Here is an 11,521-nt window from a genome sequence, read left to right as displayed (position 1 = left end):
TCTATATGTTATACCATCATTGTTCCAATAATTCCTGTTATGGGAAGTTCGATTGCTTGTAAAGTATAGTCCTATGGATAATGGAAGGATAAAAAAATATAGAACAGGGCATGAATAGTAGGTATAAATTAAATTTACTTTTGTAGCTATTTTTATATAGAGTCATGTATTTAGGTTAAATACACCTTTTCATGAAGGTTCGATTTATTTTTGTATTGGTGAAATAATCAAGTTTCATGTTCGGTAACTGGATTGTCTGTGATTTAGAGTAAGTGTAGGGAATTTTATCTAATGTGATTTTTTGAAAAAAGGAGTTTGTATGAAAAGAAACATAGGTAAGAAAAAGACTGGACTACTAAAAGGAGTAATGCTGATAACAAAAATAGCTTTAGCTTCTGGTTTATCATGGGAATTAGCAAAAATGCTAGGATCAAAACATCCTTATTTGGCACCACTGACTGTTATTCTTTCTATACAAGAAACAGTCCAACATTCTGCCATGTATGCTTTTTACAGAATTATCGGCACTATTTTCGGGATTTCCGTTACCGTTTTTATTATCAATCATTTAGAAGTTAATGGGTGGACGATAGGATTATTATTGCTTGGAGGAATGTTGCTTCCAGTTGTACTAAGGGTACATAAAACAATAATACATCAAGTGGCTTTAACGATTTTATTAGTTTTTGTCTTTGTTCATAAAACAAATTATTATGTCATAGATCGAATCAGAGATACTATTATAGGAGCACTTATTGCCGTTATTATCCATATGATAATTTTCCCACCCAATTATGTGAAGGAAGCTCGTCAGACTTTAAGTCAGTTTGGATTTCATCTTGTACAGTTGTTTGAAAGAGCAGCTGATTGGGTAAATACGAATTGTGGCTCTGTTAACGGGCAGCAGTTAAGAAAAGATGTGACGAACCTACTTCAGGAACTGCATCAAGTGCAAAAAGATTTTAAGCTGGCGGAAAAAAGTTTGAAATTGAATCCATTTGCTAAGAATAAAAAACAAATATTAAAACAAAACGAACAATTCCTTGTGCAGTTAAAGGTAGGGTATATCTACCTTTCTAATATAATCAATACATTTAGTGACTGGTCTAACACAGACTGCATTTCAAAAACGGATCAACAACAATGGACGATTCAACTACAAATGCTAGGAAGGTACATAGAAAATCAACTCAATAAGAGTTCAGAGGATCGTCAAAATTTTAGGGTTTCTAAATTTCATCTGGATTTATTAGACTTATCTTCGATTTCTGTACAAATCAATATCTCACCAGAATTAGAGCACTATAGATATCAATTGGGTTTGTATAATGAAACGCTTAAATTTATTCAAGAGTTAAGGAAGGATAATTATTAGTAGCTCGGTTCTTGTACAAGAGAATCTGTGGGGATGCTAGGTTAGCAAAAAAGCTTCTTCTTAACATACCAAAATCTATGTTTTAACAAAAAAGATCCACATTTAAATGTTTTGATTATAATTTAAAATATAAATTTTTCGAAAAATATGTTGACAATGAAAAGATCAAAGTCCTATAATACGTGTAACAACTAAAGTTGAATTGAGAATTTTCTAACTTTTATATATTGTATATGCAGGGAAGAGGAAAAGTAGATGATTACGAAAGTTTCAGAGAGCTGCCCCGTGGCTGTGAGGGTGGTAACGATCGAATCATTGAAAATCACCTTGGAGCATCGCTTACGAAAGGAAAACTGAGTAGAGGGCGGCGGTTTCATCTCCGGTAAAAGGATGAAAGTCTGATAGGACTTACAAAGCTTATATTTTGTGAGAAATATAAGGAAGCTGAGTGGTAACGCGAAACTCTCGCCTCAGCAATCAAAGCTACTATGATGTAGTGATTGATTGCTGAGGCGAGAGTTTTTATTTTAGAAAAGAGAATAGAGTAATGCAAAGAAGAGGAGAGTAAACGATATAGATTGTTTCAGAGAGCTACCCCGTGGCTGTGAGGGTGGTAACAATTGTATCGGTTGAAAATCACCTCAGAGCACTGCCCTCGAAAAAACTGAGTAGAGCGCAGCGGAGTTGTTCACGATAAAAGAACAAAAGTCTAATAGGACTTACAGAGCTTGTATTTCGCGAGAAGTATAAGGAAGCTGAGTGGTACCACGATTCCCTCGTCTCAGCAATGGATTATTACACGTTTGTAGAAAATCGATTGTTGAGGCGAGGATATTTTTATAATTAATTTACAGAAGATTTAGAAAAATATATTCTTCTCAGCAATCGATACAAAGATGGATTGCACATAAAGAGATAAAAAAAGAGGAGCGATGTAGGATGAAAAACCAGTATATCTATATGAATGGAGAATTAGTAGAGAAAGAAAAGGCTGTTGTATCTGTTTATGATCATGGATTTTTGTATGGAGACGGCGTATTTGAGGGGATTCGTAGTTACGGAGGAAATGTATTTTGTTTAAAAGAACACTTAAAGCGTTTATATGAATCTGCGAAATCGATTTTACTAACAATCCCAATGACAATCGAAGAGATGGAACAAGCAGTTTTACAGACACTACAAAAAAATGAATATGCAGATGCATATATTAGATTAATTGTTTCAAGAGGAAAAGGGGATTTAGGGCTGGATCCAAGAAGCTGTACGAAACCAAGTGTCATCATCATTGCGGAACAGTTAAAGTTGTTCCCGCAAGAGTTTTATGATAACGGGCTTAGCGTTGTATCGGTTGCGTCTCGTCGGAATATGCCAGACGCACTTGACCCACGTATTAAGTCGATGAATTATTTAAATAACGTATTAGTGAAGATTGAAGCAGCACAAGCAGGTGTGCTTGAAGCGCTTATGTTAAATCAACAAGGGTATGTTTGTGAAGGATCGGGAGATAACGTGTTCATTGTGAAAGATGGAAAAGTAGTAACGCCACCTGCCTATTTAGGAGCTCTTGAAGGGATTACAAGAAATAGTGTCATTGAACTTTGTGAACGGCTAAATATTCCTTGTGAAGAAAGACCATTTACTCGACACGATGTATATGTAGCAGATGAAGTATTTTTAACAGGAACTGCAGCGGAATTAATTCCAGTTGTAAGAGTGGATTCAAGAGAAATTGGAAATGGAAATCCAGGGGAAGTAACAAAACAGTTAACGGAAGAATTTAAAAAGTTAACGAGAGAGCGAGGAGTGCGCGTTCCGGGACTAGCAGAAAGTTTAGCTTAACAAACAGGGGAAGGAGTTATTGAAATGGTGGAACAACATGCAGTGTGTGATGAAGTATATAGCGGAGAAGTAAAAAAAGTAACAGGTGCCGGACATGTGATTCACTGCTTAAAAAAATTAGGTGTAACAACCGTGTTTGGCTATCCGGGCGGAGCTATTTTACCAGTTTATGACGCGCTGTATGACAGTGGTTTGAAACATATTTTAACGCGTCATGAACAAGCTGCCATTCATGGTGCGGAAGGATATGCGAGAGCCTCTGGGGAGGTCGGGGTAGTATTTGCTACCTCCGGTCCAGGGGCTACAAATTTAGTTACTGGTTTAGCAGATGCATATATGGATTCGATTCCTTTAGTTGTTATTACCGGTCAGGTAGCGACACCTCTCATTGGAAAAGATGGATTTCAAGAAGCGGATGTTGTGGGAATTACAATGCCGGTTACAAAACATAATTATCAAGTACGGGATGTAAATCAGTTATCACGTATATTGCAAGAAGCATATTATATTGCCAAAAGTGGACGGCCGGGTCCGGTGTTAATTGATATTCCAAAGGATGTTCAAAATTCTATTGTAACGAATGTTTTTGAAGGAGAAGTTCAAATTCCTGGTTATAAGCCACGGATCGAACCAGACAAAATGCAGCTGGAGAGCGTGGCAGAGGCAATTTCAAAAGCAGATCGCCCGCTACTGTATATCGGCGGCGGTGTCATTCATGCAGATGCATCTGAAGAGCTTCTAACATTTGCGGGGCGGAATCAAATTCCAGTCGTTTCAACTTTAATGGGACTTGGTGCTTATCCACCAGGAGATCCTCTGTTTTTAGGGATGCTTGGTATGCATGGGACGTATGCTGCAAATATGGCAGTAACGGAATGTGATTTGCTTCTTGCATTTGGAGTTCGTTTCGATGATCGAGTCACAGGAAAGTTAGAGTTATTTTCACCTCATTCGAAAAAGGTACATATCGATATTGATCCAGCGGAACTTCATAAAAATGTGACGGTAGAATATCCAATCGTAGGGGATGTGAAACGAGCGATGCAGATGTTAGTAGATATGCGAGTAGCATGTCAAACTGATGCATGGGTAGAGAGAGTAAGAACATGGCAAGAAGAATACCCGCTGTCATATGAACAGAGTGAATCAAAATTAAAGCCGCAGCATGTGATTCATTTAGTAAGTGAACTAACAAATGGTGAAGCAATTGTGACCACAGAAGTCGGACAGCATCAAATGTGGGCAGCGCATTTTTATAAGGCGCAAAAACCGCGAACATTTCTAACATCTGGTGGACTAGGAACGATGGGGTTTGGATTCCCAGCAGCAATCGGTGCTCAGCTTGCATTTGAGGATAAGCCAGTTGTCTGTATTGCGGGAGATGCTTCATTTCAAATGAACATTCAAGAATTGCAAACAATTGCTGAAAATAATATTCCAGTGAAAGTTTTTATTATTAATAACAAGTTTTTAGGCATGGTCAGACAGTGGCAAGAGATGTTCTATGAAAATCGTTTATCAGAATCACAGATTGGATCACCTGATTTTGTAAAAGTAGCAGAAGCATATGGAGTAAAAGGTTTACGCGCTACAAATCCAATTGAAGCGAAACAAGTCATGTTAGAAGCATTTTGTCATCAAGGACCAGTTGTTGTTGATTTTTGTGTAGAAGAGGGCGAAAACGTATTTCCCATGGTCCCTCCTAATAAAGGGAATCATGAAATGATTATGAAGAGGTGGGAAGAATGAGTCATACTTTTTCACTCGTTGTCAATAACGATCCTGGAGTTTTACTAAGAGTATGTGGGATTTTTGCTCGGCGTGGTTATAATATTTCTTCTTTAAATTTAAATGAAGGAGAAACAAGAGAGATTTCGGAAATGAAACTTATAACAGTTTGTACAGAAAATGAAGCGACATTGCTCGTAAATCAGTTGAAAAAGTTAATTGATGTTCTGCAAGTAAACAAATTATAAGGAGTGTATGTGAAAATGAAAACATATTATGAACAAGATGCGAATTTAGAGGTATTAGCAGGGAAAACAGTGGCGGTAGTTGGTTATGGTTCACAAGGTCATGCGCAAGCACAAAATTTACGTGATTCTGGAGTTCGTGTTGTAGTCGGAGTTCGTCCAGGGAAATCATTTGAGGTAGCGAAAGTGGATGGTTTTGAAGTAATGCCAGTTTCAGAAGCGGTACGAACCGCAGACGTTGTGCAAGTATTATTGCCAGATGAACAGCAGGCGCATGTATATCGAAATGAAGTAGAAGAAAATCTTCGTGAAGGACAAATGTTACTTTTCTCACATGGATTTAATATTCACTTTGGACAAATCCAGCCACCAAGTTACGTAGATGTAGCGATGGTTGCGCCCAAAAGTCCAGGACATCTTGTTCGCCGTGTTTTCCAAGAAGGAAATGGGGTCCCTGCATTAGTTGCGGTTCATCAAAATGCAACTGGGAGAGCGTTTGATGTTGCTCTTGCATATGCAAAAGGAGTTGGTTGTACACGTGCTGGTGTAATTGAAACATCATTCCAAGAAGAAACAGAGACGGATTTATTTGGAGAACAAGCTGTATTATGCGGAGGGGTAACGGCACTTGTAAAAGCAGGTTTTGAAACGTTAACAGAAGGAGGATATCGTCCAGAAATTGCGTATTTTGAATGTTTACATGAGCTTAAATTAATTGTTGATTTAATGTACGAAGGCGGTTTAACGAATATGCGCCATTCTATTTCAGATACAGCAGAGTTTGGTGATTATGTAACAGGATCTAGAATTGTTACAGATGAAACGAAGAAAGAAATGAAACGAGTTCTTTCGGAGATTCAGCAAGGCGAATTTGCAAAGAAATGGATTCTAGAAAACCAAGCTGGGCGCCCGACTTATAATGCAATGAAAAAAGCAGAGCAAAATCATCAACTTGAAAAAGTAGGAGCGGAACTCCGTGAAATGATGAGTTGGATTCAGGGGTCAGAAGGAAAAAAGTTAGTAAAAAAATAGAGTGAAATTAGATGAATAAAAGTGAACAGGAAAGGATTTGGAAAAATGAGAAGCGATATGATTAAAAAGGGTTTTGACAAAGCACCACATCGAAGTTTATTAAAAGCAACTGGTTTAAAAGATGAGGATTTTGATAAGCCCTTTGTAGCCATTTGTAATTCTTTTATTGAAATTATTCCAGGGCATAAACATTTAAATGAATTTGGTCGCCTTGTAAAAGAAGCCGTACGTGCAGCAGGAATGGTTCCATTTGAGTTTAATACAATTGGGGTAGATGACGGGATTGCGATGGGACATATCGGTATGCGCTATTCGCTCCCAAGCCGTGAAATAATCGCGGATTCGGTTGAAACGGTAGTAAATGCTCACTGGTTTGATGGGATGATTTGTATTCCGAACTGTGACAAAATTACACCTGGTATGATGATGGCGGCATTACGTGTTAACATTCCGACTGTATTTGTTTCAGGTGGACCGATGGCAGCTGGGAAAACATCGAAAGGTGAAGTAGTCGACTTAAGCTCTGTTTTTGAAGGAGTAGGAGCTTATCAATCTGGAAAGATTTCAGAAGAAGAATTAAAGGATATTGAAGATCATGGTTGTCCATCTTGCGGTTCCTGTTCAGGTATGTTTACTGCAAACTCAATGAACTGCTTATGTGAAGTATTAGGACTTGCACTTCCTGGGAATGGGAGTATTTTAGCAACTGATCCAAGACGTGAGGAACTTATTAAACAAGCAGCTGAAAAATTAAAAGTATTAATTGAACGTGATATTAAACCTCGAGATATCGTGACAGAAGAGGCGATTGATGATGCATTTGCATTAGATATGGCGATGGGGGGATCAACAAATACGGTATTACATACGTTAGCACTCGCACAGGAAGCGGGACTTGAATATGATATGAGCCGAATTGATGTAGTTTCAAGACGCGTTCCACATTTATGTAAAGTGAGTCCGGCTTCTAATTGGCATATGGAAGATATTGATCGTGCGGGTGGCATCAGTGCTATTTTAAAAGAGTTAAGTAGAAAAGAGGGTGTACTCCATCTGGACCGTATTACAGCTACTGGTCAGACATTAAGAGAAAACATTGCTCATGCAGAAATTCATGATAAAGAAGTCATTCATTCTCTTGAAAATCCTCATAGTGAAGAAGGTGGCCTGCGTATATTAAAAGGAAACCTTGCAAAAGATGGGGCTGTTATTAAAAGTGGTGCAACAGAAGTGAAACGTTTTGAAGGACCATGCGTTATTTTTGAATCTCAAGACGAGGCACTTGCAGGGATTATGCTAGGTAAAGTGAAAAAGGGAGATGTTGTTGTTATTCGTTATGAAGGACCAAAAGGTGGACCTGGGATGCCAGAAATGTTAGCCCCAACCTCGGCGATTGCTGGTATGGGATTAGGTGCAGATGTTGCACTGTTAACAGATGGTCGTTTTTCAGGGGCATCACGAGGTATTTCAGTAGGGCATATTTCACCTGAAGCTGCTGCCGGCGGGACAATTGCACTTCTTGAGCACGGTGATATCGTATGTATTGATGTAGAAGAACGTTTACTTGAAGTGAGAGTAAGTGATGAAGAATTAGAAAAACGTAGAAAAGAATGGAAAAAACCAGAGTTAAAAGTGAAAACAGGATGGCTTGGACGCTATGCACAAATGGTAACATCAGCAAATACAGGTGCAGTATTGAAAATACAAAATTTTGATTGAACCGATATAAAAAAGAGATAAGGAATGATACGAGATGGTGCAAAATGTAAAGGAGAGAGTGAAAATCGAAGATATCCTTGTGGCTCATAATCATATGAAGGATATCGTCAATAAAACGCCGCTTCAACGGGATTCAGTTTTATCTGAGAAATATGAATGTGACGTATATGTAAAACGGGAAGATTTACAAGTGATTCGTTCGTTTAAAATTCGTGGTGCTTACAATGTCATTCAAAGTTTGTCGAAAGAACAATTGCAAAATGGTGTTGTATGTGCGAGTGCTGGGAATCATGCGCAAGGAGTTGCATATACGTGTAATTTATTGAAGATTCAGTCGAAAATTTTTATGCCAACAACAACACCGAAGCAGAAAGTATCACAAGTACAATTTTTTGGTGGTGCTTATGCGGAAATTGTATTAGTCGGGGATACATTTGATAGCTCTTTTCAAGAAGCGCAGCGCTATTGTGAAGAAAATCGTATGACGTTCGTTCATCCATTTGATGATCCGTATGTAATCGCAGGACAAGGGACAGTCGCTGTTGAAATCTTACACGATATGGAGAAACCTGTTGATTACATCTTTGCTGCAATTGGTGGAGGGGGCTTAGCATCAGGTATTGGTACATATGTAAAAGGTGTGAGTCCTGCTACAAAAGTAATCGGTGTAGAACCAAAGGGAGCAGCATCGATGAAAGAGGCTTTTTTACAAAATGAAAATGTAGCCCTAGAAAAAATTGATAGTTTCGTTGATGGGGCAGCGGTTAAAAAAGTAGGGAAATTGACTTTTGAAATTTGTAAAGAAGTGTTGGATAATATTGTGTTGGTTCCTGAGGGAAAAATTTGTACAACAATTTTAGAATTGTACAAGAAAAATGCAATCGTTGCGGAGCCAGCTGGTGCCCTTTCAATTGCAGCACTCGATTTTTACAAGGATGAAATTAAAGGGAAAACCGTTGTTTGTACGTTAAGTGGTGGCAATAATGATATTGATAGAATGCAAGAAATGAAAGAACGCTCTCTCATTTATGAAGGATTAAAACATTATTTTATTATTGAATTCCCGCAGCGTTCAGGAGCATTGCGAGAATTTCTTGATAAAGGTTTAGGACCAGAAGATGACATCACTCGTTTTGAGTATATTAAAAAACATAATAAAGAAAATGGGCCTGCGCTTGTTGGGATAGAGCTAAAACATAAAGAAGATTATGAGCCGTTAATTACCCGTTTTCAAGAAAATAATATTCAATTTATGGAGTTAAATAAAAATCCTGTTTTGTTTGATTTGTTAATTTAATATACAAAGAGAAAGGAAGCTTTTTATGCAAAAGCTTCCTTTTTTCTAACTACGTTTGTTTTTAATTGTTCCATTTTCATCAATTTCTACATCAGTTGAAACAGTTTGTAAATATTGTAATGCTTTTTTCTTTTCCTCAGGAGTAGTTGGTGAAATTTGATTATTACGAATGATGTAAGGATTAAATGACATCTGTACGTCTTTTCCTTTAAAGGTAAGAGTTAATACACCCGTTTCAGCACTTTTTCCTTTTACATAGTTAGGGAACAAGAAGTTTCCTAACGAATAAGCGACAGGGACATTGTTGTAATATTCAAATCCTTGTAACCAATGTGGATGACTTCCAACAATCGCATCAGCACCAGCTTCGACTATTTTCGGTACATACTGTTTTTGATAGTCTACAGGTCTATTTGATTTTTCAACGCCCCAATGCATATACACAATCAGATAATCAGCGTCTTTCTTTTGTTCTTTGATCGTTTTTGTGACTTGATTGATATCATATCCATTTGCAACACCTGGCTTGTCTTTACCAGCTACCCAGGTAAAGTCAGGCATGAAACGAACGAAGGAAAGGAATTTGAATTTTTTCCCTTTCACTGTAATTTCTCTTGCTGTGTATGCATCATTCGCATTTTTTCCTGCTCCAATATAAGGAAGTTTTAGATTTTCTACGTGAGATATCGTATCCATTAAACCTTCTTGTCCATAGTCGAGTGTATGGTTGTTCCCGATATTGACAATGTCATAGCCGGTATTTTTAATAGTTTGTAAGGTGGCAGGGTCGCTTTTAATCCAGAATTGTTGACCCGGAATTTTTTTCTCACGTGTTGTAAATGTAGATTCCAAGTTTATAAAGGAAATATCAGCTTTTGCTATTTCATCTTTTACGTGTTGGAATGGATAATCAGCTCCGTTTTTTTGAATAACCGGTCGCAATTGCCAATCAAACATTGTATCACCAGAGAACGTAAGTGTAATTTCAGGATCTTCTTTTTTCTTTGTTTTTTCTTTTTTATTTTCGACTCCGGATGCATCTTTTGCTTTTGATGTAAAGGAGTTATTAATCAATAAAACAATTGGCGTAATAAGAATTACAATTAAAATAAATCGTTTAAATAAAGTTGTCATAGTTATCTTTCCTTTTTTCAATATTCTCCCGCTATTTCCGGGCTGCCCGTAAAATCTTGATTGGTGAGGGCTGATTAAAGTTTCCCTTTATATAATGACTGACCTTTAGAAAATCTGCTGATAAGAGTTTCATATGATATGTAAGAAAATGAGTAAGTGCTTAATAGTCTATGTATGCTAGACATGATATGTAGGTTGAAAGATACGTCTGTTAGATTATAGGTATGTATTGAGAGCTCCTCTCATAGTGTATGCAATATTACGGTAACATGAAACGATGAAAGAATACAATACATAAGTCAATTTTACTTATAAAGTTTTGAAAATTCTGTTAAAAATCCTTGTATTTTGTTGTATGGTAGATATAAAAATTAGAAATATAATGGTTGAAGAGAATGGGAAAGGCACAATGGTTATATTAGGAGCGGTAGTGAACGGAATTTGTATCATAATTGGTACTATCTTAGGTAAACTATTAAGCAATATTCCGGAAAGTATGAAAGGGACAGTTATGCATACAATCGGTTTAGCTGTTACTGTACTTGGTCTTCAAATGGGATTGAAAAGTGAAAACTTTCTTGTTGTAATTATAAGTCTTGTTATTGGTGCAGTGGCTGGAGAATGGCTGGAGTTAGAAGAGAAATTAAAGAGTTTAGGAGATTGGTTAGAAAAAAAGGTTGGCTCAAAAGGGGAAGGTAGTATATCCCTTGGGTTTGTAACAGCTACATTAATCTTTGCTATCGGTGCAATGGGGATTTAGATAGTGGTATTCGTGGAAATCATGATGTGCTATTTACAAAAGCAATAATTGATGGATTTATTTCTCTCATTTTAACGAAAACGCTTGGAATAGGCGTACTATTTTCAGCGATACCAGTCGTTTTATATGAGGGAGGTATTGCGATTTTCGCGACGCAAATTAATAGCTTTGTACCAGAAAAGCTAATGAATCAGTTTATCATAGAAATGGCTGCAACTGGCGGAATTATGATTTTTGCAATCGGATTAAATTTACTTGGTTTTATTAAAATTAAAGTGGCAAACTTATTGCCAGGGATACTTGTAGTTGGAATAATTGTTTCTATTATGTATGGATATAATTTGTATGTTTAATTAAGCTAAATAGTCCACAACTGTTTTGGAACAGTTGTG

At 37.2% G+C, this 11,521-nt stretch carries 8 protein-coding genes, 1 pseudogene and 2 other annotated features; of the genes and pseudogenes, 8 read left to right on the top strand and 1 reads right to left on the bottom strand.

Annotation, left to right across the window (positions count from 1 at the left end):
- Window positions 1–319 precede the first annotated feature (319 nt).
- From M014_RS0112485 to ilvA, 7 genes are all read left to right on the top strand, one after another.
- Entirely contained in the window at window positions 320–1,375 is a 1,056-nt protein-coding gene (locus M014_RS0112485) for an FUSC family protein (protein WP_026592037.1), read from the top strand.
- Window positions 1,376–1,604: 229 nt separating this feature from the next.
- Window positions 1,605–1,851: a binding site (T-box leader), on the top strand.
- 67 nt (window positions 1,852–1,918) lie between these two features.
- Window positions 1,919–2,162 (top strand) — a binding site (T-box leader).
- A gap of 152 nt (window positions 2,163–2,314) precedes the next feature.
- A complete protein-coding gene (ilvE, locus tag M014_RS0112480; RefSeq protein ID WP_026592036.1) occupies window positions 2,315–3,214 on the top strand; it encodes a branched-chain-amino-acid transaminase in 900 nt (299 codons plus the stop codon).
- 24 nt (window positions 3,215–3,238) lie between these two features.
- On the top strand, window positions 3,239–4,963 hold the full coding sequence (gene ilvB / locus M014_RS0112475) for an acetolactate synthase large subunit (RefSeq protein ID WP_026592035.1): 1,725 nt from the start codon (window positions 3,239–3,241) through the stop codon (window positions 4,961–4,963).
- Window positions 4,960–5,190, top strand: coding sequence for an ACT domain-containing protein (locus tag M014_RS0112470; RefSeq protein WP_026592034.1), 231 nt, complete (start codon window positions 4,960–4,962; stop codon window positions 5,188–5,190). The genes ilvB and M014_RS0112470 overlap by 4 nt, the downstream gene beginning before the upstream one ends.
- Before the next feature lie 15 nt (window positions 5,191–5,205).
- Window positions 5,206–6,219: a ketol-acid reductoisomerase gene (locus M014_RS0112465; RefSeq protein WP_026592033.1), complete on the top strand. Its 1,014-nt coding sequence runs from the start codon at window positions 5,206–5,208 to the stop codon at window positions 6,217–6,219.
- 45 nt (window positions 6,220–6,264) lie between these two features.
- The gene (gene ilvD, locus M014_RS0112460; RefSeq protein WP_026592032.1) at window positions 6,265–7,938 is read left to right on the top strand and encodes a dihydroxy-acid dehydratase; all 1,674 of its coding nucleotides are present in this window, start codon (window positions 6,265–6,267) and stop codon (window positions 7,936–7,938) included.
- A gap of 34 nt (window positions 7,939–7,972) precedes the next feature.
- Entirely contained in the window at window positions 7,973–9,235 is a 1,263-nt protein-coding gene (ilvA, locus tag M014_RS0112455; protein WP_026592031.1) for a threonine ammonia-lyase IlvA, read from the top strand.
- 45 nt (window positions 9,236–9,280) lie between these two features.
- Here the strand turns inward: ilvA and M014_RS0112450 are convergent, their stop codons facing one another.
- Window positions 9,281–10,369, bottom strand: a complete 1,089-nt coding sequence (locus M014_RS0112450; protein ID WP_026592030.1) for a CapA family protein — start codon at window positions 10,367–10,369, stop codon at window positions 9,281–9,283.
- A gap of 409 nt (window positions 10,370–10,778) precedes the next feature.
- On the opposite strand from M014_RS0112450, the pseudogene M014_RS26875 reads away from it, so the two are divergent.
- Window positions 10,779–11,482, top strand: a pseudogene (locus M014_RS26875) (DUF554 domain-containing protein).
- Window positions 11,483–11,521 lie beyond the last annotated feature (39 nt).

The sequence above is a fragment of the Bacillus sp. UNC437CL72CviS29 genome (assembly GCF_000482345.1).
Classification (GTDB): Bacteria; Bacillota; Bacilli; order Bacillales; family Bacillaceae_G; genus Bacillus_A; species Bacillus_A arachidis.
The sequence above is the reverse complement of the archived record's forward strand: the minus strand, read 5'-3'. Positions and strand labels throughout refer to the sequence as shown.

Excerpts from the sequence above, each read along its gene's own strand:
- M014_RS0112485 (WP_026592037.1), top strand. The coding sequence starts at position 320 with ATGAAAAGAAACATAGGTAAGAAAAAGACTGGACTACTAAAAGGAGTA.
- ilvE (WP_026592036.1), top strand. The coding sequence starts at position 2,315 with ATGAAAAACCAGTATATCTATATGAATGGAGAATTAGTAGAGAAAGAA.
- ilvB (WP_026592035.1), top strand. The coding sequence starts at position 3,239 with ATGGTGGAACAACATGCAGTGTGTGATGAAGTATATAGCGGAGAAGTA.
- M014_RS0112470 (WP_026592034.1), top strand. The coding sequence starts at position 4,960 with ATGAGTCATACTTTTTCACTCGTTGTCAATAACGATCCTGGAGTTTTA.
- M014_RS0112465 (WP_026592033.1), top strand. The coding sequence starts at position 5,206 with ATGAAAACATATTATGAACAAGATGCGAATTTAGAGGTATTAGCAGGG.
- ilvD (WP_026592032.1), top strand. The coding sequence starts at position 6,265 with ATGAGAAGCGATATGATTAAAAAGGGTTTTGACAAAGCACCACATCGA.
- ilvA (WP_026592031.1), top strand. The coding sequence starts at position 7,973 with ATGGTGCAAAATGTAAAGGAGAGAGTGAAAATCGAAGATATCCTTGTG.
- M014_RS0112450 (WP_026592030.1), bottom strand. The coding sequence starts at position 10,369 with ATGACAACTTTATTTAAACGATTTATTTTAATTGTAATTCTTATTACG.